Genomic DNA, 24,935 nt, shown 5'->3' with positions numbered 1-24,935 from the left:
CGGGCCTTGTGGTGTTTCGGGCACGGCTGTCTTCCGAGCCCGGGCGGCGAGGGCGATCCGTGGACCCGGTCGAGCCGCGTGCGCCGGGCGCGTCACACTGGTGCGCATGTCCGTGTCCGCACTCGTCGACCTCCTCGCCGCCCCACCGACGCTGCCGGTCGTCGACGGGCTCGGCGAGCTGGACGCGGCGGTGCGGGCCTCCGGGTCTGCGGTGCTGCAGTCCCCGCCGGGAAGCGGGAAGACCACCCTGGTCCCACCCGCGCTCGCCGTCGCCCTGGGCGGCCGTGTCGTCGTCACGCAGCCGCGTCGGATCGCCGCCCGCGCCGGCGCTCGCCGGCTTGCCGACCTCCTCGGCGAGCCGGTGGGCCGCACGGCCGGCTTCTCGGTGCGTGGGGATCGGCAGACCGGTCCCGAGACCCTCGTGGAGTTCGTGACCGCCGGCACCCTGCTGCGCCGCCTGCAGCACGACCCGGAGCTCCCGGGCGTGAGCGCCGTCGTGCTCGACGAGATCCATGAGCGACAGGTCGATGCCGACCTCCTGCTCGCCATGCTGGTCGAGGTCCGTGCGGCGCTGCGCGACGACCTCGCCGTCGTGGCCATGTCGGCCACGGTCGAGGCGGGCCGGGTCGCGGACCTGCTCGGGGCCGGCACATCGGTCGTGACGGTGTCCGGGGCTCTCCACCCGGTCTCGACCGTGTGGTGCCCGACGCCGCGCTCGGCACCGCGGTTGACACCGGCGGGTACCGGTCGCGAGTTCCTCGGCCATGTCACCGACGTCCTGGGACGGGCTCTGCGGGAGCAGACCGGTGACGTCCTGGTCTTCCTTCCCGGTGCGCGGGAGGTCGACGACGTGGTGCGGCGCGCCCGCGCGGCGTGGCCTGATGCCGACGTGCTGCCGCTCCACGGCCGGCTGCCGGGACGGGAGCAGGACCGTGCGCTGCAGGCGACGTCCCGGCGGCGCGTCGTCGTCTCCACGGCGGTGGCGGAGTCCTCGCTCACCGTCCCGGGCGTCCGGGTCGTGGTGGACGCCGGACTCGCCCGCGAGCCTCGCACCGACCACCACCGTGGTCTGGCCGGGCTCGTCACCGTCAGCGTGAGCCGGGCCGCCGCCGAGCAGCGCGCCGGACGGGCCGGGCGCCAGGGCCCCGGGGCGGTGTACCGGTGCTGGTCCGAGGGTGAGCACGCCCAGATGGTGCGCCACCCCCGACCCGAGATCCTCACCGCGGACCTGACCGGCCCGATGCTCGAGCTCGCCGTGTGGGGTGCACCGGGCGGGCGAGGGCTCGCACTGCTGGACGCGCCACCGCCCGCTGCCGCGGAGGCCGCTCACGCCGTCCTCGCCGAGCTCGGCGCCGTGACGTCCGACGGCTCCGTCACCGCGCGCGGGCGGGAGATCGCTGCGGTCGGTATGGACCCTCGGCTGGCACGGGCGCTGCTCGACGGCGCGGCGGTGGTCGGCCCCCGCGTCGCGGCGGAGACGGTCGCCCTGCTCGCTGCCGACGGCGGCCCGAGCGACGTCGACCTGACGGCGGCGCTGCGCCGCCTGCGCTCCGCACCGGGGCGAGGCGGCTCGTGGAGGCGCGAGGCGGACCGCTGGGAGCGGATCGCCTCGCGACCGGGCCGAGGTTCGCGCGTCGGCCGGGCCGGGAAGGTGTCCGGTGTGCCGGGGATGAGTCTGGACCTCGCTGTCGGGACCGTGACGGCCTTGGCCCATCCCGACCGCATCGCCCGCAGGCGGCCCGGGTCCGACCGGTACCTCATGGCCGGGGGAGCGGGCGCGCGCCTGTCCGGGGGCGCCCTGGCCGGCAGCGAGTGGCTCGCCGTCGCGGAGGCGACCCGGTCACCCGGGCAGCCCGACGCCCTCGTCCGGTCGGCGGTGCCGATCGACGAGGCCACCGCCAGCGACGCGGCTGCCGGGCTGCTGGGCACGGTGGACGACGTCGCGTGGCGGGACGGCCGGCTGGTGTCACGCCGCGTGGCGCGACTCGGGGCGATCGAGCTGTCCGCGGAGCCCCTGACCCACCCTCCGGCGGATCTGGTCGCCACAGCGGTGCAGCAGGGCCTGCGCACGGAAGGGCTCGACCTGGTGCCGTGGCCTCCGGCAGCCATCTCGCTGCGGCGTCGGCTGGCGTTCCTGCACGCGGCACTCGGCGAACCGTGGCCGGACGTCTCCGACGCGGCGCTGGAGGATCGTGTGCCCGAGTGGCTCGGGCCGGACCTCGACCGGGTGAGGACGGCCCGGGACCTGCGCCGCCTGGACACGACGACGGCGCTGCGCCGGCTGCTCCCGTGGCCCGAGGCCGCCCGGCTCGACGTGCTCGCCCCCGAGCGCGTCGTCGTCCCCACCGGCTCGGCCCTGCGTGTCGACTACTCCGACCCGGACCGTCCTGTCCTGGCCGTCCGGATCCAGGAGGTGTTCGGCTGGCAGGGCGCCCCCGCCCTGGCCGGGGGCCGTGTGGCGCTGGTCCTGGAGCTGCTCTCGCCGGCTCGTCGGCCGGCCGCCGTGACCGCCGATCTCGCCGGGTTCTGGCGCACGGGGTATCCGCAGGTCCGGGCCGAGCTGCGCGGGCGGTATCCCAAGCACCCGTGGCCGGAGGACCCGGCGGCCGCCAGCGCGACGAGCCGGACCAGGAAGGCCTCGCGCGGCTGAGGCCGCGGCGCGCCGACAGACCGCGTCCGGCGCCTCACGACGCGCGGGGAGCGGCCCGGTGCTGGACTATCGACTCCACCACCTTCAGGGTGGGACGTGATGATCGTCACAGGGGAGTGGTAGCCATGGCCGAGGGAAAGCTCGACGTCGTCGCGAGGCGGCTGGGTCTGCGGACCGATCCGATCATCTTCTTCGTCTCGGCCGCACTGATGGTGCTGTTCCTCGTCGTGCTGATGATCTTCCCCGCGCCGATCGGGTCGGCGTTCGGGAGCGCGCGCGAGTGGATCGTCACCAACCTGGGCTGGTTCTTCATCCTCGGCGTGACGGTCTGGCTGCTGTTCCTGGCCTGGGTCGCGCTGAGCCGCTACGGTCACCTGCGGCTCGGGCCGGACGACGCCCGGCCGGAGTACGGGAACCTGTCGTGGTTCGCGATGCTGTTCGCCGGCGGGATCGGCACGGTGCTGATGTTCTGGGGCGTCGCCGAACCGATCTCCCACTTCGGTACGCCTCCGTTCGCGGGGGTGGAGCCGTACTCGGCGGAGGCGGCCGAGGACGCGATGTCGGTCTCGTTGTACGACCTGGGACTGCACACCTGGACCATCTTCACGCTGCCGGGCCTCGCGTTCGGCTACTTCGTCTACCGGTACGACCTCCCGCTGCGTGTCAGCTCGGTGTTCTACCCGTTCCTCAAGGAGCGGATCCACGGACCGATCGGCCGGACGATCGACATCTTCGCGGTGCTCGGCACGCTGTTCGGTCTGGCGGTGTCGCTGGGCCTGGGTACCTCGCAGATCGGCGCCGGCATCAACCACCTGCTGCCGAACATCGAGAACAGCACCCTTCTCCAGGTGGGCATCATCACGGTGCTCACCGCGGTGGCCGTGATCTCTATCGTCGCAGGGCTCGACAAGGGCGTGAAGCGCCTGTCGAACATCAACATCCTCATGGCCGTCGGACTGATGATCTTCATCCTCATCAGCGGTGACACCGTGTTCCTGCTGCGCCAGATCCCGCAGAGCATCGGCGTCTACCTGCAGGACCTGACAGGGCTGGCGTTCTGGAACGACGCGATGTCGCCGTTCACCAAGGACGGCGGCTGGGGCTGGCAGGGCGACTGGACGGTCTTCTACTGGGCCTGGACGGTGACCTGGGCGCCGTTCATGGGCGTGTTCCTCGCGCGGATCTCGAAGGGGCGGACCATCCGTCAGTTCGTCGGTGGCGTGCTGCTCGCGCCGACGCTCTTCACGGTGGTGTGGTTCGTCGTCTTCGGCTGGTCGGCGATGGAGATCGACGGCATCGGCGGGTCGGGCGGGGTGATCTCCGAGGCGGTCTCGGAGGACGTGGCCCTGGCGATGTTCACGTTCTTCGAACAGTTTCCCGCTGCGACGCTGATCTCAGGGATCGCCGTGGTGGTGGTCGCCCTGTTCTTCGCCACCTCCTCGGACTCGGCGTCCCTGGTGGTCGACATGCTCTGTGCGGGGACCCCGGACGCCGGCCCCACGCGTCAGCGCGTCTTCTGGGGCGTGAGCGAGGGTGCGCTGGCCGCCTCGCTGATCATCCTCGGCGGAGTCACCGGTGCGAAGGGCCTCGAGGCCCTCCAACAGGTCATCACCGTGATCGGTCTGCCCATCTTCGTCCTCGTGTTCCTCATGATGGTCGCCATGATCAAGTCCCTGTCCTCGGAGCGCCGCGCGGCGATCGAGGCGCAGTTCGCGGGCGTCCTGGCCAAGCGCGACCGTGCTGAGTCCCGTGGCCGGCCGAAGGTCGCGGGCCGGGGCCGCAACCGCGGTGCCGACGAGGAACCGCTGGTACCCGTCGAGGAAGCGCCGCCCGAGGACACGAACGGTCAGCCCTGATTGTCAGGAGTGCTACCCAATTCGTTAGGGTGACGGTGTGCCGCACGACACACCGCCGACGACGGTCCCTACTGTTCCCTGCCCCGCCTCGGCCGAGCCGCGCCCCGGCGAGCTCACGCCGGCGGACGGCTCCCGCGTGGCTTCCCATCCAGCACTCGCCCCGGCGGCACGGTGGTGGCGCCGGGTCACCGAGGAGAGCTTCGGCCTCGACCTCGTCCCGGCGACGCTCATGGACGAGGTCGAGGACGGCGCCACGGTCGCAACCGTCCGCTTCGTGCTCGACGAAACCCTCGCTGCCGGTGCCTACGCGCTCGACGTGAGCGACGCCGTCGTGCACGTGACCGCCGCCGACCTGCCCGGTGCGTTCGCCGCCGCGCAGACGCTGCGCCAGCTTGCCGGTGTCCAGGCGTTCCGGCGGTCGGCCGGGGCGCCGTTCGTGCTGCCGGCGGTGCGCCTCCAGGACGCGCCGCGCCACCACTGGCGCGGGGTGCTGCTCGACGTCGCCCGGCACTTCCTGCCGAAGGCCGACGTGCTGCGGTTCGTCGACCAGGCCGCAGCGCACCATCTGAACGTGCTCCAGCTCCACCTCTCCGACGACCAGGGCTGGCGCATCGAGATCGACCGGTACCCGCGACTCACCGAGGTCGGCGCGTGGCGCCGCGAGTCCACCGTCGGCACGTGGCGTACCGGCACCGCGGACGGCCGCCCGCACGGCGGGTACTACACCGCCGACGACCTGCGCGAGATCGTCGGCTACGCCCGCGAGCGCGGTGTCATGGTGGTCCCCGAGATCGACGTGCCGGGGCACGTGCGCGCCGTGCTCGCGGCCTACCCGGAGCTCGCCGCCCGCTCCGGCACGCACGAGGTCTCGACCACCTGGGGGATCAGCGACGACGTGCTCGACCCCTCCGAGGCGACGCTGGAGTTCTTCCGGGACGTGCTCGACGAGGTGTGCCGCGTCTTCGACGCACCGTTCGTGTCCCTCGGCGGCGACGAGGTGCCGACCACCGCGTGGAGCGAACGGCCCGACGTCGTCGACCGCGCCGCCGGGCTGGGTCTCGTCGCCGACGACGGCACCCCGGACGTCGCCCGCCTGCACGGCTGGTTCGTCGCCCGCCTCGCCGACCACCTGCGGGCCAGGGGGCGCCGGGCGGTGGTGTGGGACGAGGCGTTCGGCCCCGACCTGCCGCGTGACGCCGTGGTCCTGTGCTGGCGCGGGCACGCGGTGGCACTCGACGCGATGGCTGCCGGGCACGACGTCGTCATGGCGCCCGAGCAGGAGGTCTACCTGGACCACCGTGCCGCCGACGGTCCGGACGAGCCCGTCCCGGTGGGGTTCGTCCGGACCACGGCGGACGTCTATGCGTTCGACCCGCTGCCGCCCGCCGTACGGGACGCCCGGCCCGACCTGCCCACCGAGCTGCCCGGTGCCCTCCTGGGCGCACAGGCCCAGGTGTGGACCGAGCACCTCGACTCGGCGCGGCGCATCGACTACGCGGCCTTCCCTCGGCTGGCGGCCTTCGCGGAGGCGGTGTGGACCACCGACCCCGCGCCGCGGCACGTGGGCGGCCCGGCCGGCAACGCGTTCCTCGAACGGCTCGAGAGCGCGCACCTGCCGCGGCTCGCCGCGGCGGGCGTGGAGTTCCGCCCGCCGGGAGGTCCGCTCCCGTGGCAGACGCGGCCGGGCGTCGCGGGCTATCCGCGCGACCTCGCGGCCGAGCGGGCGGCCGCCGGGTGGGAGGGCGCGGGCGGCTGGGTCGCCGGCCGCGACGGCGCCGAGCCGGAAGCCCCCGCATGAGTCACCGGCCCGTCGACGTCGTCAGCGGCGTGGTGCTGCCCCGCCCGGACGGGAGCCTCTCCGCACCGCACGACGTGCTGCTGGACGGCGGCACGGTGCGGTCGGTCGAGCCTTCGACCACGCGCCGTCCCGGTCGGGTGCTCGACGGCGGTGGCCGGCTCGCGCTGCCCGGATTCGTCGACGCGCACGTCCACGGCGGCAGCGCGGTGCACGACCCCGCCGTCCAGCACGCGCTGCTGCGGCAGGGCGTCACGTCGATCGTCACCGGGTCCGACGGCGTGGGGTACGCGCCGTCGTCGGCTGACGGCGCCGCGTGGGCCGCCCGGTACTTCGCCGGGATCGACGGGGCGCACCCGAGGTTCGACGGCGGCACCGTGGCGGAGCTGCTGGCCACCTACGACGGCGCCACCCCGGTCAACGTCTCGGCGCTGGTGCCGCACGGCACGCTGCGCCGGACCGTGATGGGCACGGCGCAGCGGGCGGCGACCGCGGCCGAGACCGCCGAGATGGTCGCCCTGGCCCGCCGGGGTTTCGCCGACGGGGCGGTAGGGCTGTCCACGGGGCTGGAGTACGTCCCGGCGGCGTGGGCGCAGGAAGCCGAGCTCGTCGCGCTCGTCGCCGTGGCCGCCGAGCACGGGCTGCCGCACGTCTCCCACATGCGCGGCTACGAGGACCAGGCCGGTCCGGCGCTCACCGAGCTGTTCCGCCTCGCCGCCGCGACCGGCGCCGCCACCCACGTCTCGCACCTGCACGGCCCCGCCGGACCGATCGCCGCGCTGCTCGACGAGGCCCGTGCGGACGGCCTCGACGTCACCTTCGACTCCTACCCGTACCTGCGGGGCTGCTCGATCCTCGCGATGGTGGCACTGCCCACGTGGCTGCCGCTCGCCGACCCGGACGCCACCCTCGCCGCGATCGACGACCCGGAGCACGGCGTCCGGCTGCGCGCGCACCTCGCGGACCTGGACGAGCTGTGGCCGCGCGTCACCCTCGCCTGGGTGCCCGGCCTCGACCCGGGCGAGGGGGACGTGGCGGGGCACGCTCTGGTGGACGTGGCCGCGCGCTGGCGGGTGCCGCCGTCGGAGGCGGCCCTGCGGGTGCTGCGCGCCTCACGGCTGCGAGCGAGCTGCGTGTTCGCCCAGCCGCCGACCGGGACCGCGGAGTCGGTGCGCGCGCTGGCCGCCCACCCCGCCCACCTCGCCGGCTCGGACGCCGTCTACCAGCCCGTCGGCGGGCACGCGGACGAAGGACGGCCGCACCCGCGGGGCTGGGGCGCGTTCGCCCGCTTCCTCGCCGAGCAGGTACGGGCCACCGGCGACTGGACCTGGCACGACGCCGCCCAGCACCTCGCGGCCCGCGCCGCGCGGAGGTTCGGGCTGACCGACCGCGGGCGCGTGGCCCCGGGCGCCGTCGCCGACCTGGTGCTCGTCGACCCGGACGCCGTGACCGACCGCGCGACGTACGACGCCCCCCGCACGCCCGCCGTCGGGATCGACGACGTGCTCGTCGCCGGGACCCCCGTGCTCGCCGGCGGCGAGCTGACCGGAGCCCGCCCCGGCCGCGGCCTGCGACCCACCGCCCGAGGGAGAACAGCATCATGAGGATCGACGACCCGCACCTGTCCTGGCCGCTGCTGACGCTCGACCGTGCCGCCGTCGAGCACAACGTCGCGACCGTGGCGTCGGCGCTGGCGGCGGCCGGCGTCGAGCACGCCCCGCACGTCAAGACGCACATGGCCCGTGGGCTGTGGGAGCGGCAGCGCGCCGCGGGCGCCTGGGCGGCGACGGTCGCGACGCCCGCCCAGCTCCGCGCGGTCCTGGCGTGGGGCTCCGCGCGGCGGGTGCTCCTGGCCAACGAGCTCGTCGACCCGCGCGACGCCACCCGGCTGCGGGCCGCGCTCGACGCGGGCGACGCCGACGAGGTCTGGGTCTGCGTGGATTCCGCCCGTGGCGTCGAGGTGCTGGCCGACGCGTTCGACGGCGTCACCCACCGCCGCCTCGGAGTGCTCGTCGAGCTGGGGGTCGACGGCGGGCGCACCGGCGTCCGCACGGTCGCGGGCGTCGCCGCGCTGGCCGCAGCGGTCGCCGGCGCCGGGCTGCGGCTCGTGGGTGTCAGCGGCTACGAGGGGCCCGTCGCCGGGGGGACCTCGGTGCCTGAGCTGGACGCCGTCGCGCGCTGGTGCGTCCTGCTGCGCGAGGCGGGCGCCGCCGTCGCGCACCTCGTCGACGGCCCGGTGGTCCTGTCGGCCGGGGGCAGCGCCTTCGCGGACGTGGTGGTGCGCCGGCTGACCGTGGCGCCGGGAGCGCGCGTCGTGGTCCGCTCCGGTGCCTACGTCGCCCACGACCACGGGCACTACGCGCACGCCGACCCGTGGACCCGGCTCGGGGTCGCCTCGTTGCGCCCAGCCATCACCGTGTGGGCGTCCGTGCTCTCCGCGCCGGAGACCGGCCTGGCGGTGTGCGGGATGGGGCGCCGCGACGTCTCGTTCGACCTCGACCTGCCCCTGCCGCTGGTCGCGCGGGGCACGGACGCCGCGGGCCGGCTCGGGCCTGCCCGAGCGCTGGACGCGCGGGTGACCGCGCTCGACGACCAGCACGCCTACCTGCACGTCCCGGACGACGACCTCGCCCCGGGCGACGTGGTCGGGTTCGGCATCTCGCACCCGTGCACCACGTTCGACAAGTACCGCACGGGGCTGCTCACCGACGGCGACGACGTCGTCGGCACCCTGACGTTCGAGCTCACGGAGGATCGATGACCACGACCAAGACGGCGATCAGCACGCCCGACGCCCCCGCACCGGCGCACACCTTCCATCAGGGCGTGCGTACCGGGCCGTTCGTCCAGGTGTCCGGGCAGGGGCCGGTCGACCCGGCGACGGGGGAGTACCTGTTCCCGGGCGACGTCGCGGCCCAGACCACGCGGACGCTGCAGAACGTGCGTGCGATCGTCGAGGCGTCGGGTGCGACGTTCGACGACGTGGTCATGCTGCGCGTCTACCTGACGTCGCGCGACGACTTCGCGGCCATGAACGAGGCGTACGGCGCCTTCGTGACGCAGCACTGCCCGTCCGGCGTGCTGCCGAGCCGCACCACCGTGATGGTCGGGCTGCCGCGCCCCGAGATGCTGATCGAGATCGACGCCTTCGCGGTGACCTCCGCCGCTGCCTGAGGCTCAGTGCGTGAGCTCGGGCTGGCGCCGCGACTCGCTCGTGCCGGGCCCGTCGGTGCCGCCGTCGGGCCCGGAGCCCGGTCCGCCGGACGTGCCGCCGGGTCCGCCCGGCACGTCGGCACGGCGACGCCGGACCAGCCGGTACACGACGTAGCCGGCCGCGGCCACGACGAGCCAGGGCAGCAGGACCCCGAGGACCAGCACCACGGTCTCCACGCTGGCGACCAGGGCGTTCCAGCCGGTGGCGAGGCCGCCGGAGAAGCCGCCGCGCGGGCCGGCGAGCTGCGCTGCCGGGGCGTCGATCCGCACGTGGAGGGTGGACATGGCGACCAGGTCGCTGAGCGCCTCGCGCTGGGCCACCAGCGAGTCCAGCTCGGCCTGGCGCTGGGACAGCTCGCGCTCGACCTCGAGCAGGTCGGCGGTGGATCCCGCCGAGGCGAGGAGCTCGGTGAGCCTGTCGGTGGACGTGGTCAGCGCGGAGATGCGGGCGTCGAGGTCCTGGCCCCGGCTCGTCACGTCCTCGCTGGACATCTCGATGTCCTGGACCGTGCCGAGCCCGCGCAGCGCCTCGACGGCGCTCGAGGTCCGGTCCGCCGGGACGCGGACGGTCAGCTCGGCAGAACCGGCCGAGTCGTCGTCGCCCGGGTCCTCGTGGCGTTCCTCGACGTGCCCGCCGGCCTGCTCCACGAGGCGGACCAGCTCGGCCGACGTCGTGGCCGGGTTCTCGGAGAGCAGCGTGAGGTAGCCGGTCACCACGACCTCGCGGTCGACGACGGTGTCGGCCTCCCCGTCCGCGGGAGCGGTCTCGTCGGCCACGGCCGCCGCCTCGCCGGCCGCGTCCTCGGCGGTGGAGGCCTCCACGCCGGACTCCGCGGCGCCGTCCGCCCCGGTGCCGGTACAGGCGGCGAGACCGAGGGTGAGGACCGCGGCGAGGGCAGCGGTCACGGCGCGGCGAGGTCGGGGTCGCAGGGGCATGGGCTCGACTCTAGGGTGCTGACCTGCCCGGACGCGCGCTGTGATCGATATCGTGATGCGACCGTGGCGAGACCGTGATCTGCGTTTCCGACGGCCGTGACGGCGTGGGGTAACGATCAAGTAACGAACGCCGACGGGTGATGGACACCACGTCTGTTAAGACGCTCTACTAACAAACATGACCACGACGACGACGCGCACCAGCCGACGAGGACTGGGCGGCGGCCTGCGGGCCACCTCGAAGGTGCTCCCCGAGCACGCCAGGGCGCACAACCGGTCGCTCGTGCTCCAGCACCTCTTCCACGAGGGGCCGACGTCGCGGGCCGGGCTGGCCCGCGCGACAGGACTGACCCGCGTGACCATCTCCGACCTCGTCGGGGTGCTCCTCGCGGAGGACCTCGTCGAGGAGCTCGGCACCCAGCCGGGGCGCCGGGTGGGCAAGCCCGCGATCCTCGTCGGGATGCGCACGGACGCCTACCAGATCGTGGCCGTCGACCTCTCCGACGACACCGTGATGCGCGGCGCCGTGCTGACCCTCACGGGCGAGGCCGTCGACCGGCGGTCGCTCGAGGTGGGGGACCGGCGCGGGGACGAGCTGGTCGAGCTGCTCGCACGCTTCGCCCGGCGGCTCGTCGCGGCGGCCACCCGTCCCGTGATCGGCGTCGGGATCGGCTCGCCCGGCGTCGTCGACCACTCCGGCCGCGTCGTCGAGGCGCCGAACGTCGAGTGGCAGGACCTGCCCCTCGCCCGCGTCCTCACCGACCGGCTCGGCCTGCCGGTGCACGTGGCCAACGACGCGAACTCCGCGGCGCTCGGCGAGTACACCTACGGCGGCGCGGCGGACTCCATGCTCGTCCTGACCGTGGGTCAGGGTGTCGGAGCGGGCGTCATGGTCGACGGCGCGCGGGTGCACGGCGCCGCCGACGCGGCCGGCGAGCTCGGCCACGTCACCGTCGTCGACGACGGCGAGCCCTGCGCCTGCGGACGGCGGGGATGCCTGGAGACCGTCCTGTCGACACCCGCGCTGCGGCGTGCCGTCGAGGGGCTCGACCGCGAGGCTGCGGACGCCGTCCTGGCGGACGTCGGCCGCACTCTCGGCAAGACCCTCGCGCCGGTCGTCGGTGCGCTGAACCTCGCCGAGGTGCTGCTCTCCGGACCTCCCGAGCTCCTCGCCGGGTCGTTGCGTACCGCCGCCCGGGACACGCTCGTCGCCCGCATCATGCCGGCCACCGCGGCCGGCCTCGACCTCCGCATGGCCGCGCTGGACGACGACGTCGTCCTCGCCGGCGCTGCCGTGCTCGTCCTCGGCGCCCAGCTGGGCGTCTCCTGACCGACCGACCCGCCTGACCCGCCGCAAGCCACCCGACCCCCCGACCGACCTCCCGGCTGGTGCCATCTGGTACCGGCCGACCCTCGCCCCAATTTGGAAGGAAACCGAACCAGTGAAGAGAGCACGCAACGTCGTCGCCGCGGCGACGACCGTCACCCTGGCCCTCGCCCTGTCCGCCTGCGCGTCGGGCGACACCCCCGCCGACGACAGCGGTGAGACCGCGGCCGAAGAAGCCCCCGCGGGCGACATCCGTGTCTGGCTCGTCGGCTCCGACACACCGGAAGAGGCGCGCGAGCACCTCAAGACCACGTTCGAGGCCGAGAACGAGGGCTCCACGCTCACGATCGAGGAACAGTCCTGGACCGGCCTCGTCGACAAGTACACGACGGCGCTGTCCGGCTCGGACAGCCCCGACCTCGTCGAGATCGGCAACACCCAGGCACCTGCCTTCACCTCGGCCGGCGCGTTCCTCGACCTCACCGACAGCTACGAGGAGCTGGGCGGCGACGACCTGCTCCCCGGCTTCGTGGAGTCCGGGTCGTTCGAGGGGCAGTTCTACGCCGCCCCGTACTACTCCGGTGCCCGCGTGGGCATCTACTCGACGGAGATCACCGGCGACGTCGAGGTGCCGGCGACCTGGGACGAGTACCTCGCCAACATCGAGACGCTGGCCAGCGACGAGGTCTCCGGGCTCTACACACCGGGCAAGGACTGGCGCAACGGGATGGTCTTCGTGTGGGCCAACGGCGGCGACATCGCGACCGTCGACGACTCGGGCACCTGGACCGGCGGATTCTCCTCGCCCGAGTCGATCACCGGCCTCGAGCAGCTGCAGGACGTCATGCTGAACTCGAACCACGCACCGGCCGACTCCGACGAGACCGACCCCCAGGTCCCGTTCTGCGCCGGTGAGATCGGCTACCTCACCGCCCCGAGCTGGGTCCGTTGGTCGATCGCCGCCGCCGAGGACGCCGAGGTCCCCGGCTGCCTCGAGACGTACGGCGCCGAGGACAAGCTCTCCGCGTTCGCCATCCCGGGCGCCGAGGAGGGCACCTACGCCCCGGTGCTCGCCGGTGGTTCGAACATCGCCATCCCGGCGAACGCCCCGAACCCCGAGCTCGCCCGGAGCGCCCTGGAGATCATCCTCTCGGACGACTACCAGGAGATCCTCGCCGCCAACGGCCTGGTCCCGGCCAAGGTCTCGCAGGCCGAGTTCATGGCGGACGACGCGTTCAGCCAGGCGTCGGCCGCCGCCGCTGCCGCCGCACAGCTGACCCCGGCCTCGCCCCTGTGGGCGGACGTGGAGGCCTCCGGCGTGCTCGAGGACTCGTTCGTCAAGCTCGCCCAGGGCGAGGACGTCGCCACCGTCGCGGCCGAGCTCGACGCCGAGATCGAGGGGACGCTCAACGGCTGACGTCCGTCAGCACGCCGGGCGGTGCCGGTGACCTCACGGCCACCGGCACCGCCCCCCTCTCCCCACCCGCTCGATCAGGGAGCACCTCGTGACCACCACCCCTGCCGCGCCCAAGGCGCCCCCGGAGGCCTTCGTCCGGCCACCGCAAGAGCTGCGGACCAAGAAGTCGTCGCCGTTCCCCTATGCGCTGCTCACCCCGGCGCTGGCCGTGCTCGCCGTCCTCGTCGCCTGGCCGATCCTCAAGCTCCTCGTCACGTCGTTCCAGGAGTACGGCCGTGCCCAGGCCTTCGGAGCCCCGCCCGAGTGGGTGGGCCTGGACAACTACGTCGAGGTCCTGACCTCCGGCGAGTTCTACGCCGTCCTCGCCCGCAGCGTCGGGTTCATGGTCGTGGCGGTCGTGCTGACGATGACGCTCGGGACGCTCGTCGCCCTGCTGATGATCCGCCTCGGCAAGGCGATGCGCATGCTCGTCACCGTCGGCCTGCTGCTCGCGTGGGCGATGCCGGCCCTGTCGACCGTGATGGTCTGGGGCTGGATGTTCGACACGCGCTACGGCGTCGTCAACTACCTGCTCACCCAGGTCACCGGCTCCGACTGGGCCGGTCACTCGTGGCTCATCGAGCCGCTCTCCTTCTTCCTCGTGCTCGGCCTCATCGTGGTGTGGATGGGCGTGCCCTTCATCGCCTTCACGATGTACGCCGGGCTCACGCAGGTGCCGGTCGAGACGCTCGAGGCGTCCCAGCTCGACGGTGCCAACGCCCGTCAGCGCTTCTTCCAGATCCAGGTGCCGTTCGTGCGCAGCATCATCATCGTGCTGATCGTCCTGTCGGTGATCTGGGACCTGCGTGTCTTCGCCCAGGTCTACGCCCTGCAGGGCATCGGCGGGCTCTACGAGAAGACGTCCACCCTGGGCGTCTGGATCTACCAGAAGGGCACCGCCAGCGGTGACTTCGGGTTCGCCGCGGCAGCCGCCGTGGTGATGGTCTTCATCATGCTCCTCATCTCCCTGTACTACGTGCGCCAGACGCTCAAGGAGGACGACTGACCATGGCTGCCTCCACCCTCACCGCCGGACCCACGGCACCGGCGGCCCCCGTCGTCGTCACCACCAAGCGGCCGGTCCCGCCGGGCCGCATCGCGGCGAACGTCCTGTTCGGCGTCCTCGGCGCCGTCGTCTTCGTCTGTTCGGCGTTCCCCGTCTACTGGATGGTCTCCTCGTCGTTCCTGCCGACGAACCTCGTCCGGGCCACCGTCCCGACGTTCTTCCCCGGCTCCGACTTCACGGTCGACAACTACGTCCGGGCCGTCACCGACGACACCCGTGCGGACTTCCTGCCCGCGCTCCAGACCTCGCTCACGGTCACGTTCCTGACGCTGGTCGCGGCGCTGGTCATCGCGTTCCTCGCCTCGGTCGCCATCGGGCGGTACCGGTTCCGGGGACGCAAGCAGTTCATCGTGGCGATCCTCGTCGTGCAGATGATCCCCGGCGAGGCGATGCTGCTGACGTACTTCCAGCTCATCGACGGCTGGGGCATGCTCAACATGGTCTTCGGCCTGACCATCCTCTACGTCGCGATGGTGCTGCCCTTCACCGTCTGGACCCTGCGCGGGTTCGTGACGGCCGTGCCGGTGGAGCTCGAGGAGGCCGCCATGATCGACGGCTGCTCGCGCACCAGGGCGTTCTGGAAGGTCACCTTCCCGCTCCTCGCCCCGGGCCTCGTCTCGACCGGTGTGTTCGCCTTCATCCAGGCGTGGAACGAGTTCGTCCTCGCGCTGGTCATCATGTCGAGGCCGGAGTCGATGACGCTGCCCGTGTGGCTGCGCACGTTCCAGCAGGCCACCAAGGCGACGGACTACGGGGCCCTGATGGCAGGATCGGTGCTCGTCGCGATTCCCGTGATCGTCTTCTTCCTCTTCGTGCAGGGCCGCATGACCGGTGGACTGGTCTCGGGAGCGGTGAAGGGCTGACGTGAGCAACATCGCAGCGGCGACACCGATGGTGTCGCCCCGCCTCAGCGTGGGCCTGGACATCGGGGGCACCAAGACCCTCGCCGTGCTGCTCGGCAGCGACGGCGAGGTGCTGGCCCAGTCCCGGCTGAGCACCACCCTCGGCCCTGTGGGCGTCGTCGACGGCGCAGCCCGGGCCGTGCAGGGCGTCGCCCGGCAGGCCGGCGTCGCGCTCGACGCCGTGACCGGCGTGGGGGTCGGGGTCCCCGGCCTCGTGGACGCCGACGCCGGCACGGTCCGGCACGCCGTCAACCTCGGGCTCGACGGTGCGGCGCTCGACCTCTCGGCCCTGCTCTCGGCACGTCTCGGGGGAGTCGGGGTGGCGGTGGAGAACGACCTCAACGTGGCCGCCGTCGGCGCCGCGCACCTGGTCGAGGCAGAGGGCGACAGCACGCCCGCCGACCTCGCGTTCCTGGCGCTCGGCACCGGTCTCGCGGCCGGCATCGTGCTCGACGGACGACTGCGGCGGGGGAGTCACAGCGCCGCCGGGGAGATCGGCCACGTCCCCGTCGACCCAGCGGGCCCGCCGTGCGCCTGCGGGCAGCGTGGCTGCCTGGAGCTGTACGCCTCCGGCTCGGCGGTGACGGCCCTGTGGCCGACGACCTCCGGCCGGCCGGCTCCGGTCGAGCTCTTCGAGGCGGCGGCCGCCGGTGACCCCGACGCCGTGGCGGCCCGCTCGACGTACGCGCGAGCCGTCGCCGCGGCGGTGCGCATGCTCGTGCTGACCGTCGACGTCCAGCACGTGGTGCTCGGTGGCGGCGTGTCCCAGCTCGGGCAGCCGCTGCTCGACGCGGTGCGCGACGCCCTGACCGACGAGTCGGCGGCGTCCGGCTTCCTGCGGTCGCTCGACCTGCCCGGACGGGTGCGGCTGGCCCCCGGCCGGGTCGCCGTCGGTGCGGTGGGCGCCGCCGTCGTCGGGCGGGGCACCGTCCTGCGGGCACGCGACCTCGCCGGCTGACGGCTCGGCCCAACCCTGCGTCACGACCGAGAGGAACCCCTGTGACCCGACGACGCGCCGTCGCCGCTATGACGGCGGCCCTGGCCCTCGTGGCGCTGACCGCCTGCGGCACCGAAGAGGTCGTCCCCGAGACCTCCGAGGACATCGTCCTCTGGCTGGTCGGTGCCGACACCGGTGACGACCTGCGCGAGCACCTCGTGGCGACCTTCGAGGAGCGCAACCCGGGAGCGACGCTGACGATCGAGCAGAAGGAGTGGCCGACCCTCGTCGACGACCTCGAGGCCTCGCTCGGCGACCCGGCCCTGACCCCCGACGTGGTCGAGCTCGGGAACACCCAGGCCCCGACGTTCACGGGCTCCGGGGCGTTCCGCGAGATCTCCCCGGAGCTGTACCAGGAGCTCGGCGGCGACGACCTGCTGCCGTCGTTCGTGGAGGCCGGGTCGGTGGACGGCACGGTGTACGCCCTGCCGTACTACTTCGGGTCCCGCTACGTCTTCTACCGCAAGGACGTCTGGAAGGAGGCCGGCGCCGAGGTGCCGAAGACGCTCGACGAGTTCGGCGAGACCGTCAAGTCCCTCCGGGTCGGCAACCAGGCCGGGTTCGCGATGGGCGGGCAGGACTGGCGCAACGGCATCTCGTGGGTGTTCGCCCACGGCGGCGAGCTGGCGGTCAAGGAGGGCGACCGCTGGGTGTCGACCCTCTCGGACCCGAGCACGATCGCCGGTCTCGAGGCCTGGCAGGACGTCTACCAGAACGCCTCCTACCTGCCGGCCACCGAGGTCGACGTCGCCTACTGGGACTTCCTGAACGACGGGCTCGTGAACGGTGAGCCTGCCGCGGCCACCATCATGGCGCCGTCCTGGGCGCGGTGGTCCATCGGCGACCTCGTGCGCAACGAGGACAACGAGGAGGTGCGCGACGGCATGGCGGACTCCGACAGGTTCGGCATCTTCGCGCTGCCCGGCGTGGACGGCGGCGTCGCGCCGGTGTTCGCGGGCGGCTCCAACATGGCGATCTCCGCGCTCACGCGCAACGCGGACCTCTCCGAGGACCTGCTGCGTATCGTCTACTCCGACGAGTACCAGACGATGCTCGCCGAGTCGGGCCTCGGGCCGGCGAACACCCGGTTCACGCGGCTCATGACGGGGGACAAGTTCGGCCGGACCCTCGTGGCGACCGCGGAGGCGTCCAAGCTGACGCCACCGGCGCCGGGCTGGGCGGACGTCGAGTCGCAGGGGATCTACGAGGAGCTGTTCAAGGAGATCGCCCGCGGTGGCAGCGTCCCCGCGCTGGCACAGAAGTACGACGCAATCATGACCCCCATGCTCGACGGCACCGTCGAGGACGAGTGACCAGCAGCCGTCGGGCCCGCCGACGGCGACGAACAGGAAGGAGACGACGATGGAGGTTGTCATCGCTCCGGCGCGGGAGCTGGCGGTGCTGGCGGCGGACGCGGTCGAGGTGCTGCTGCGTGGTGGGCAGGCGGTGCTGGGGCTGGCCACGGGGTCGAGTCCGTTGCAGGTGTACGACGAGCTGGTGCGGCGCCACGAGGTCGAGGGGTTGTCGTTCGCGCGGGCGCGGGGGTTCATGCTCGACGAGTACGTGGGGCTGGCGGGCGATCATCCGCAGCGTTACCGCAACGTGGTGGCCAGCGAGATCGCCGAGCGGGTCGAGTGGCCCGCCGATCAGGTGCACGGCCCGGACGGGCTGGCCGAGGACGTGGTGGCGGCGTGCGCCGCCTATGAGGAAGCGATCGCCGCGGCGGGGGGTGTGGACCTGCAGCTGCTGGGGATCGGGACCGACGGGCACATCGGGTTCAACGAGCCGGGTTCGTCGCTGGCCTCGCGGACCCGGATCAAGACGTTGACCGAGCAGACGCGGCTGGACAACGCGCGGTTCTTCGACGACGACGTGGCCCAGGTGCCGCGGCACTGCCTGACCCAGGGGTTGGGCACGATCATGGAGGCCCGCCACCTGGTGCTGCTGGCCACGGGTCGGCACAAGGCCGAGGCGGTGCACCAGCTCGTGGAGGGGCCGGTCTCGGCGATGTGGCCCGCCACGGTGATGCAGTGGCACCCGCACGCCACGGTGCTGGTCGACGAGGCCGCCGCGTCTCGCCTCCAGCTCGCCGGCTACTACCGCCAGACCTACGCCTCCAAGCCCACCTGGCAAGGGCTGTAGCGGTCGTTCGCGCCGTCGGTGTCGGTGGCCGGCACGTAGGATGGACGCCATGAGCGAGCCCCTCTCCAGCCCTCCCTCGCAGCCTGCCGCAGCGCCTTCGCAGGACACCGGATCGGGTACCAGCGTCCTCGAGCGCCCCGACACGCGGGAGCAGTCCGCGGAACCGGGCGACCACGAGCGCTTCGCGCACTACGTGCGCAAGGAGAAGATCATGCAGTCGGCGATGTCCGGCAAGCCGGTGATCGCTCTCTGCGGCAAGGTGTGGGTCCCGGGACGTGACCCCTCGAAGTTCCCCGTGTGCCCCATCTGCAAGGAGATCTACGACGGCCTGCGGGAACCGCAGGACGGCGACGGCGACTCCGAGAAGTGAGCGCGCCGCTCCCCGAGCCCGAGTCCGTCGATCTCTTCGCAGCCGTCTCCGAACCGCAGGAGGCGGCCAAGCCGCTGCCGCAGTCGCCGTCGGTGGCGGCGGCGTCCCAGCTCAGCCCGGCGTTCCCGCGCCGGGCACCGTGGGGCACGGCGTCCAACCTGCGCGCCTGGCAGGCCGAGGCGCTCGAGCTGTACCACGAGCGTTCGCCCCGGGACTTCCTGGCGGTCGCGACCCCGGGAGCCGGCAAGACGACCTTCGCGCTGCGGGTCGCCACCGAGCTGCTGGACGCCGGGACCGTGCGCCGCGTGACCGTCGTCGCGCCCACCGAGCACCTCAAGCACCAGTGGGCGGACGCCGCCGCTCGCGTGGGCATCCGCATCGACCCGTCGTTCAAGAACTCCCAGGGCCGCCACGGGTCCCACTACGACGGCGTCGCGCTGACCTATGCCCAGGTGGCGGCCAAGCCGGCCCTGCACCGGGCGCGGACGCAGGCTGCCCGGACGCTCGTCATCCTGGACGAGGTGCACCACGGCGGCGACGCGCTGAGCTGGGGCGACGCCGTCCGGGACGCGTTCGAGGACGCCACCCGGCGCCTCGCGCTGACGGGCACGCCGTTCCGCAGCGACACCGCCTCGATCCCGTTCGTCACGTACGAGGCGGACCACGAGGGGATCCGGCGCTCCCGGGCGGACTACACCTACGGCTACGGCGAGGCGCTGCGGGACCACGTCGTGCGGCCGGTGCTGTTCATGACCTACTCGGGTGAGATGCGCTGGCGCACGCGGGCGGGCGACGAGGTCGCGGCGCGGCTCGGCGAGGCCATGACCAAGGACATGCACGCCCAGGCCTGGCGTACGGCGCTGGACCCGAACGGCGAGTGGATCCCGTCCGTGCTCGCCGCGGCGGACAAGCGCCTCACGGAGGTGCGCCGCGCGGTGCCCGACGCCGGGGGACTGGTCATCGCGTCCGACCAGACGGACGCCCGCGCGTACGCCGGGCACCTGGCCCGCGTGACGGGCCAGAGCCCGACCGTGGTGCTCAGCGACGACGACGGCGCGAGCGCGCGCATCGACGAGTTCGCGGCGGGCACGCAACGCTGGATGGTGGCGGTGCGGATGGTCTCGGAGGGCGTGGACGTGCCGCGCCTCGCCGTCGGCGTCTACGCCACCAGCACCTCGACGCCGCTGTTCTTCGCCCAGGCGGTGGGCCGGTTCGTCCGGGCCCGCAAGCGCGGCGAGACGGCGTCGATCTTCGTGCCCAGCGTGCCGCTGCTCCTCGAGCTGGCCAACGGCATGGAGATCGAGCGCGACCATGCGCTGGACCGCCCTCGGACCGCCGAGGAGCAGGGCATCGAGTACGACCCGGAGGCCGCGCTGCTCGCCGCGGCCAACTCCGAGGAGAAGGCCTCGGGGGAGCTCACGGGCTCCTTCGAGGCGCTCGAGGCGCAGGCCTCGTTCGACCGCGTCCTGTTCGACGGCGGCGAGTTCGGCACCGGCGGCGAGGTCGGGTCGGCGGCCGAGCAGGACTTCCTCGGCATCCCCGGTCTGCTCGACGCCGACCAGGTCACCACGCTGCTGCGCCAGCACCAGGCCGCCCAGGCGAGCGGACGCTCCGGGGCGCCGTCGTCCGAGGCGGCGCTGGAGCAGTCCGAGCAGGAGCACCGCCGCGCGGCCGCGCTGCGCAAGGAGCTGTCCAAGCTCGTCTCGGCGTGGGCGCGCAAGTCCGGGCGACCGCACGGGTCGGTGCACACCGAGCTCCGGCGTCGCTGCGGCGGGCCGGAGGTGCCCCTGGCGACGGCGGACCAGCTCACCGAGCGGGTCGAGATGGTGCGCGGCTGGTTCGTGGGCAAGAAGTAGGGTCGCCCGTCTCGATCCGCACTGCTGGGTGTAGGGCGGGCGCCGTGCCGGTCAGCCGAGCTGACGACGCCGCCCGGCGCGCCCGTGGTGGACGGCGCCGCCCGCAGGAGCGCCGGAACGAGAGATCCGGCCTCAGATTGAACGTTAAACGATTCGGTTCTACCGGTCGCACCGGTCGTCGGGCAGGATGTTAGCGATCACAAAGTGGGGCCACGACGACGTCGCCCCGAACCAGGAGGAGTGAAGGATGAAGAGGTCCAGAGTCCGCCTCGCACTGGGAATGGCCGCCGCGCTGGCGCTGGCACCAGTGCTCGCGGCACAGACCGAGGCGCCCGCCGTCGCCGACGACGGTGGCAACCTCGTGAGCAACGGAGACATGGAGGACGGCACGAACGGCTGGACGTCCTTCGGCTCCGGATCCGTGGACCCGGGCTGGTACCCCGTCCACTCGGGAAGCATGGCCCTGCGGTACACGGGACGGACCGCGTCCTGGAACGGCCCGGCCCAGGACGTCACGGCCGCCGTGTCGAACGGCGCGACCTACTCCACGAGCGCCTGGATGCGCACGGAGACCGGGACCCCCGACGCCAAGGTGACGTTGAGCGTCACGGCCGGCGGCACCACCGACTACCTCACGCTCGCGCAGAGCACCGTCAGCCCCGGATCCTGGACGGAGCTCACCGGCGAGACCACCGTCTCCTGGACGGGAGCGCTCGAGTCCGCGACCCTCTACGTCGAGACGACCGGCGGCACCGACGACTTCCGCATCGACGACGTCGAGGTCCTCGGCGAGAGCGGCGACGGCAACGACGACGGCGGCTCCTCGTGCGACCTCCCGTCGTCGTACAGCTGGACGTCGTCAGGACCGCTCGCTCAGCCGGGCTCCGGGTGGGCGTCGCTCAAGGACTTCACCACCGCCCCGTACGACGGCGGTCACCTCGTCTACGCCACGACCCACGACTTCGGAGACTCGTGGGGATCGATGAACTTCGACGTCTTCGGTGACTGGTCCCAGATGGGGTCGGCGGGCCAGAACGGCATGCAGTCCTCGACCGTGGCGCCGTCGCTGTTCTACTTCGAGCCGGACGACACGTGGGTCCTCGCCTACCAGTGGGGCGCGTGGCCGTTCATCTACCGCACGTCGGACGACCCGACGAACGCCAACGGCTGGTCGCAACCGAGCGCCCTGTTCACCGGGTCCATCCAGAACTCCGGCACCGGGCCGATCGACCAGGCGCTGATCGCCGACGACACCCACATGTACCTGTTCTTCGCCGGCGACAACGGCAACATCTACCGCTCGCAGATGCCGATCGGTGACTTCCCGGGCAACTTCGGGTCGTCGTACGACGTCGTCATGAGCGACACCACGAACAACCTGTTCGAGGCCGTCCAGGTCTACAAGGTCGACGGCTCGGACCAGTACCTCATGATCGTCGAGGCGATCGGTGCGAACGGCCGCTACTTCCGCTCGTTCACGGCCGACAGCCTCGACGGGCAGTGGACGCCCCAGGCCGCGACGGAGTCCGACCCGTTCGCCGGGCGGGCGAACAGCGGCGCCACGTGGACCGACGACATCAGCCACGGCGAGCTCATCCGCACCAGCGCCGACCAGACGATGACGGTCGACCCGTGCAACCTGCAGCTCCTCTACCAGGGCCGTGACCCCGGCTCCGACGGTGTGGACTACGGGCTGCTCCCGTACCGCCCGGGCCTGCTGACGCTGCAGAACTGAGGTACTCGCGCCGCGCCGTGCCGGCCGGCCCCGCCCCGGTCCCGGACGCTCACCACCCAGGTGGGCGAGGGATCGGGGCGGGGCTGCGCACCGCCCGTTCGCGCACGGCCGCGGCTCAGAGCTGCCAGGTGACCGTCGGGACCGCCGCGTCGCCGTGGGACAGCCGCCGTGCCCCGCGCGGCAGCTCCGCGCGGGACGTCCGGTGCTGGGTGGCGGCGTTGGCCACGCCGTAGGCACCGACCCAGCGCGAGTCCACCGCGCCGTCGGTCACCAGCGGCACGTGCAGCCGCCGCAGCCGGCCGTCCTCGTCGCCGCCCTCGCTGCCGTCCGGCTCCCACGTGACGACCTCCTCGTCGGGGCCGGTGACCAGCACCTCCTCGACGGCGCGGCCGTCGCCGTCGAGCCGGCGTGCCGCGGCCTTGCGGCCGCCGCGGCTGGACTTGCTCGCCGAGGCCTTCTCCACCGGCTGCATCCGCCCCGCGCCGTCGGTACGAGCCACCAGCTTGTAGACCATGCCGCAGGTCGGGGCGCCCGAACCTGTCACCAGCGAGGTGCCGACGCCGTAGACGTCCACCGGCGCGGCAGCCAGGCCCGCGATCGCGTGCTCGTCCAGGTCCGACGTGACCACGATCTTGGTGTCCCGGGCGCCCAGGGCGTCGAGCTGCTCGCGCACCTCGACCGCGAGCGCCCCCAGGTCGCCGGAGTCGAGCCGGACGGCGCCGAGCCCCGTGCCGGCGGCCTCGATCGCACGGTCCACGCCGCGCGGCACGTCGTAGGTGTCGACCAGGAGCGTGGTGCCGGGTCCGAACGCCTCGACCTGGGAGGCGAAGGCCGCGACCTCGTCGTCGTGCAGCAGCGTGAAGGAGTGCGCGGCGGTACCGATGGTGTCGAGGCCGTAGCGGAAGCCGGCCTCGAGGTTGCTCGTGCCGGCGAACCCGGCGACGACGGCGGCGCGCGCGGCGGCGACGCCGGCCTGCTCGTGGGTGCGGCGCGAGCCCATCTCGAGCACGGGGCGGTCGACGGCGGCGCTCGTCATCCGCGACGCGGCCGAGGCGATGGCCGAGTCATGGTTGAGGATCGCCAGGACGAGCGTCTCCAGGAGCACCGCCTCGGCGAAGGTGCCCTCCACCTGCAGCACCGGCGACCGGGGGAAGAACGTCTCGCCCTCGGGGTAGCCCGTGATCGTCCCGGTGAAGCGGTACCCGCGCAGGAAGTCGAGGGTCCGGTCGTCGACGACGCCGGCGCGTTCGAGGTAGGCGAGCTCGGTCTCGCCGAACCGGAACGCGGGCAGCGCCTCGAGGACCCGGCCGGTGCCGGCGAGGACGCCGTACCGGCGGCCCGCGGGCAGGCGGCGCGTGAACACCTCGAAGACGCAGTGCCGGTGCGCCGTGCCGTCGGCGAGCGCGGCCTGCAGCATCGTCAGCTCGTACCGGTCGGTCAGGAGCGCGAGCGAGGGCCGCAGCGTCGGCAGCGGTGCGGCCGGCAGCGACAGCGGAGAGGCGAGGGACTCGGGCGCGGAGGCGCCGTTGCCCCGGTTCGCGTCGTTCATGCCCCTACCGTATGGTGCGGCGGGCTCGGGAGCAGCATGAGCACCTACGCTGGTGCCGTGGTGGTGACGAGCGCGGCGACGCAGGAGGACACCCGCACCGAGGAGGCGTCCCGGCTGGCGGACCCGTGGGTGACGATCGTGTGGAACGACCCGGTCAACCTCATGAGCTACGTCGCCTTCGTCTTCGAGAGCTACTTCGGCTATCCGGAGGCCAAGGCCCACCAGCTGATGATGCAGGTGCACTCCGAGGGTCGGGCGGTGGTCTCGACCGGTCCGCGGGAGCGGATGGAGGTGGACGTGCAGGCGATGCACGGCTTCGGGCTGTGGGCCACGCTGCAGCAGTCCGGCGCGCCGGGGGAGGGCGCATGACGCCGTTCCGCTCGACCCCGGCCGGGTTCGTCGCCCGCTGGGAGCCGGTCGAGCGTGAGGTGCTGGCGCGGGTCGCCCGGGACGTCGCCGGCCTGCTGCGTGCCGACGCCGGTCTCCCCGACGACGTGACGGACGCCGGCGTGGCGTTCACCGGGGTGGCTCGCGTCCCGCGGGACCCGGCGGTGCAGCGGCTCCTGCCGGACGCCCACCGCGAGGACGCGGACGTCGCCGCCGAGTTCCGCCACCTGACGCAGACGGACCTCGCGGCGGGGAAGGTCGCCCGCCTCCTCGCGTTCGCCGACGCGGTGGCCGACGACGGCGGTACGGACGACGCGCCGTCCGACGGTCAGGTGGTGGTCGCCCGCGAGGCGGCCCAGGACTTCGCCGGCGCGCTCACCGACGTCCGGCTGGTGCTCGGTGAACGGCTGGGGCTCGACGACGACGCCGACGTCGAGCACCTGCACCACGAGGTGCTCGCGGGACTGGGGATCGTGGACGACGCGGACACCGCGGACCCGGACGAGACGGACGCCGCCGGCCTGGACGCCGAGCAGCGCTCCTACTGGGGCGGGGTGTTCGTGGCGGCCGGGTTCGCCCAGGAGTCCCTCATGGACGAGATGCTGGCCGAGCTGCGGGCCCGCGGCCGAGGCGCCGGCGAGTGACCCTGTGGCCCTCACCACGCGTGTCACGGGTCACGAACCCGGTGCTCAGCGCCC

20 protein-coding genes are annotated in these 24,935 nt (G+C 73.2%); 18 read left to right on the top strand and 2 right to left on the bottom strand.

Annotation, left to right across the window (positions count from 1 at the left end):
• The first annotated feature begins 106 nt into the window (after window positions 1-106).
• The 6 genes from hrpB (at window position 107) to ACWAT2_RS11845 (ending at window position 9,475) form a co-directional block, all read left to right on the top strand.
• On the top strand, window positions 107-2,650 hold the full coding sequence (gene hrpB / locus ACWAT2_RS11870) for an ATP-dependent helicase HrpB (RefSeq protein ID WP_402376159.1): 2,544 nt from the start codon (window positions 107-109) through the stop codon (window positions 2,648-2,650).
• Window positions 2,651-2,775: 125 nt separating this feature from the next.
• Entirely contained in the window at window positions 2,776-4,506 is a 1,731-nt protein-coding gene (locus ACWAT2_RS11865) for a BCCT family transporter (RefSeq protein ID WP_402376162.1), read from the top strand.
• A 37-nt stretch (window positions 4,507-4,543) separates the two neighbouring features.
• Window positions 4,544-6,304 (top strand): beta-N-acetylhexosaminidase, encoded by a 1,761-nt coding sequence (locus tag ACWAT2_RS11860; protein ID WP_402376165.1) that lies wholly within the window; start codon window positions 4,544-4,546, stop codon window positions 6,302-6,304.
• Window positions 6,301-7,905 (top strand): N-acyl-D-amino-acid deacylase family protein, encoded by a 1,605-nt coding sequence (locus ACWAT2_RS11855; protein ID WP_402376166.1) that lies wholly within the window; start codon window positions 6,301-6,303, stop codon window positions 7,903-7,905. Before ACWAT2_RS11860 ends, ACWAT2_RS11855 begins: the two co-directional genes overlap by 4 nt.
• Complete coding sequence (locus ACWAT2_RS11850; RefSeq protein ID WP_402376169.1) at window positions 7,902-9,062, top strand: alanine racemase; 1,161 nt, start codon at window positions 7,902-7,904, stop codon at window positions 9,060-9,062. The genes ACWAT2_RS11855 and ACWAT2_RS11850 overlap by 4 nt, the downstream gene beginning before the upstream one ends.
• Window positions 9,059-9,475, top strand: a complete 417-nt coding sequence (locus ACWAT2_RS11845; RefSeq protein WP_402376173.1) for a RidA family protein — start codon at window positions 9,059-9,061, stop codon at window positions 9,473-9,475. Before ACWAT2_RS11850 ends, ACWAT2_RS11845 begins: the two co-directional genes overlap by 4 nt.
• Window positions 9,476-9,478: 3 nt before the next feature.
• Here the strand turns inward: ACWAT2_RS11845 and ACWAT2_RS11840 are convergent, their stop codons facing one another.
• On the bottom strand, window positions 9,479-10,450 hold the full coding sequence (locus tag ACWAT2_RS11840) for a DUF4349 domain-containing protein (protein WP_402376176.1): 972 nt from the start codon (window positions 10,448-10,450) through the stop codon (window positions 9,479-9,481).
• A gap of 178 nt (window positions 10,451-10,628) precedes the next feature.
• Between ACWAT2_RS11840 and ACWAT2_RS11835 the strand changes: the two genes are divergently transcribed.
• The 10 genes from ACWAT2_RS11835 (at window position 10,629) to ACWAT2_RS11790 (ending at window position 22,301) form a co-directional block, all read left to right on the top strand.
• Window positions 10,629-11,780 carry an ROK family protein gene (locus ACWAT2_RS11835; protein WP_402376179.1) on the top strand — a complete coding sequence of 384 codons (1,152 nt, stop codon included), beginning with the start codon at window positions 10,629-10,631 and terminating at the stop codon, window positions 11,778-11,780.
• A gap of 112 nt (window positions 11,781-11,892) precedes the next feature.
• Window positions 11,893-13,194 carry an extracellular solute-binding protein gene (locus ACWAT2_RS11830; RefSeq protein WP_402376182.1) on the top strand — a complete coding sequence of 434 codons (1,302 nt, stop codon included), beginning with the start codon at window positions 11,893-11,895 and terminating at the stop codon, window positions 13,192-13,194.
• 88 nt (window positions 13,195-13,282) lie between these two features.
• Window positions 13,283-14,239 (top strand): carbohydrate ABC transporter permease, encoded by a 957-nt coding sequence (locus ACWAT2_RS11825; protein WP_402376185.1) that lies wholly within the window; start codon window positions 13,283-13,285, stop codon window positions 14,237-14,239.
• A gap of 2 nt (window positions 14,240-14,241) precedes the next feature.
• Complete coding sequence (locus ACWAT2_RS11820) at window positions 14,242-15,162, top strand: carbohydrate ABC transporter permease (protein WP_402376187.1); 921 nt, start codon at window positions 14,242-14,244, stop codon at window positions 15,160-15,162.
• A 1-nt stretch (window position 15,163) separates the two neighbouring features.
• Entirely contained in the window at window positions 15,164-16,159 is a 996-nt protein-coding gene (locus tag ACWAT2_RS11815) for an ROK family protein (RefSeq protein ID WP_402376190.1), read from the top strand.
• Between the two features lie 41 nt (window positions 16,160-16,200).
• Window positions 16,201-17,511: an extracellular solute-binding protein gene (locus ACWAT2_RS11810; protein WP_402376193.1), complete on the top strand. Its 1,311-nt coding sequence runs from the start codon at window positions 16,201-16,203 to the stop codon at window positions 17,509-17,511.
• 49 nt (window positions 17,512-17,560) lie between these two features.
• Window positions 17,561-18,340: a glucosamine-6-phosphate deaminase gene (gene nagB, locus ACWAT2_RS11805; protein WP_402376196.1), complete on the top strand. Its 780-nt coding sequence runs from the start codon at window positions 17,561-17,563 to the stop codon at window positions 18,338-18,340.
• Window positions 18,341-18,389: 49 nt separating this feature from the next.
• The gene (locus ACWAT2_RS11800; protein WP_402376197.1) at window positions 18,390-18,710 is read left to right on the top strand and encodes a DUF3039 domain-containing protein; all 321 of its coding nucleotides are present in this window, start codon (window positions 18,390-18,392) and stop codon (window positions 18,708-18,710) included.
• Between the two features lie 74 nt (window positions 18,711-18,784).
• Window positions 18,785-20,566, top strand: coding sequence for a DEAD/DEAH box helicase (locus ACWAT2_RS11795; protein WP_402376374.1), 1,782 nt, complete (start codon window positions 18,785-18,787; stop codon window positions 20,564-20,566).
• A 247-nt stretch (window positions 20,567-20,813) separates the two neighbouring features.
• Window positions 20,814-22,301, top strand: coding sequence for a non-reducing end alpha-L-arabinofuranosidase family hydrolase (locus ACWAT2_RS11790; RefSeq protein WP_402376200.1), 1,488 nt, complete (start codon window positions 20,814-20,816; stop codon window positions 22,299-22,301).
• Between the two features lie 115 nt (window positions 22,302-22,416).
• Here the strand turns inward: ACWAT2_RS11790 and ACWAT2_RS11785 are convergent, their stop codons facing one another.
• Window positions 22,417-23,850 (bottom strand): nicotinate phosphoribosyltransferase, encoded by a 1,434-nt coding sequence (locus ACWAT2_RS11785; RefSeq protein ID WP_402376202.1) that lies wholly within the window; start codon window positions 23,848-23,850, stop codon window positions 22,417-22,419.
• 36 nt (window positions 23,851-23,886) lie between these two features.
• Here ACWAT2_RS11785 and clpS point away from each other — a divergent pair, with 36 nt between their 5' ends.
• Both clpS and ACWAT2_RS11775 read left to right on the top strand, forming a co-directional pair.
• Window positions 23,887-24,219: an ATP-dependent Clp protease adapter ClpS gene (gene clpS, locus ACWAT2_RS11780; protein ID WP_402376205.1), complete on the top strand. Its 333-nt coding sequence runs from the start codon at window positions 23,887-23,889 to the stop codon at window positions 24,217-24,219.
• Window positions 24,216-24,881, top strand: a complete 666-nt coding sequence (locus ACWAT2_RS11775; RefSeq protein WP_402376207.1) for a DUF2017 family protein — start codon at window positions 24,216-24,218, stop codon at window positions 24,879-24,881. Before clpS ends, ACWAT2_RS11775 begins: the two co-directional genes overlap by 4 nt.
• Window positions 24,882-24,935: the final 54 nt, after the last annotated feature.

The organism is Isoptericola sp. GX10416, from assembly GCF_056590155.1.
This window is presented reverse-complemented; position numbering and strand designations above follow the sequence as displayed.

Coding starts and splice junctions, on each gene's coding strand:
- hrpB (WP_402376159.1), top strand. CDS start 107: ATGTCCGTGTCCGCACTCGTCGACCTCCTCGCCGCCCCACCGACGCTG.
- ACWAT2_RS11785 (WP_402376202.1), bottom strand. CDS start 23,850: ATGAACGACGCGAACCGGGGCAACGGCGCCTCCGCGCCCGAGTCCCTC.
- ACWAT2_RS11835 (WP_402376179.1), top strand. CDS start 10,629: ATGACCACGACGACGACGCGCACCAGCCGACGAGGACTGGGCGGCGGC.
- ACWAT2_RS11850 (WP_402376169.1), top strand. CDS start 7,902: ATGAGGATCGACGACCCGCACCTGTCCTGGCCGCTGCTGACGCTCGAC.
- ACWAT2_RS11840 (WP_402376176.1), bottom strand. CDS start 10,450: ATGCCCCTGCGACCCCGACCTCGCCGCGCCGTGACCGCTGCCCTCGCC.
- ACWAT2_RS11800 (WP_402376197.1), top strand. CDS start 18,390: ATGAGCGAGCCCCTCTCCAGCCCTCCCTCGCAGCCTGCCGCAGCGCCT.
- ACWAT2_RS11855 (WP_402376166.1), top strand. CDS start 6,301: ATGAGTCACCGGCCCGTCGACGTCGTCAGCGGCGTGGTGCTGCCCCGC.
- ACWAT2_RS11865 (WP_402376162.1), top strand. CDS start 2,776: ATGGCCGAGGGAAAGCTCGACGTCGTCGCGAGGCGGCTGGGTCTGCGG.
- clpS (WP_402376205.1), top strand. CDS start 23,887: ATGAGCACCTACGCTGGTGCCGTGGTGGTGACGAGCGCGGCGACGCAG.
- ACWAT2_RS11790 (WP_402376200.1), top strand. CDS start 20,814: ATGAAGAGGTCCAGAGTCCGCCTCGCACTGGGAATGGCCGCCGCGCTG.
- ACWAT2_RS11820 (WP_402376187.1), top strand. CDS start 14,242: ATGGCTGCCTCCACCCTCACCGCCGGACCCACGGCACCGGCGGCCCCC.
- ACWAT2_RS11845 (WP_402376173.1), top strand. CDS start 9,059: ATGACCACGACCAAGACGGCGATCAGCACGCCCGACGCCCCCGCACCG.
- nagB (WP_402376196.1), top strand. CDS start 17,561: ATGGAGGTTGTCATCGCTCCGGCGCGGGAGCTGGCGGTGCTGGCGGCG.
- ACWAT2_RS11775 (WP_402376207.1), top strand. CDS start 24,216: ATGACGCCGTTCCGCTCGACCCCGGCCGGGTTCGTCGCCCGCTGGGAG.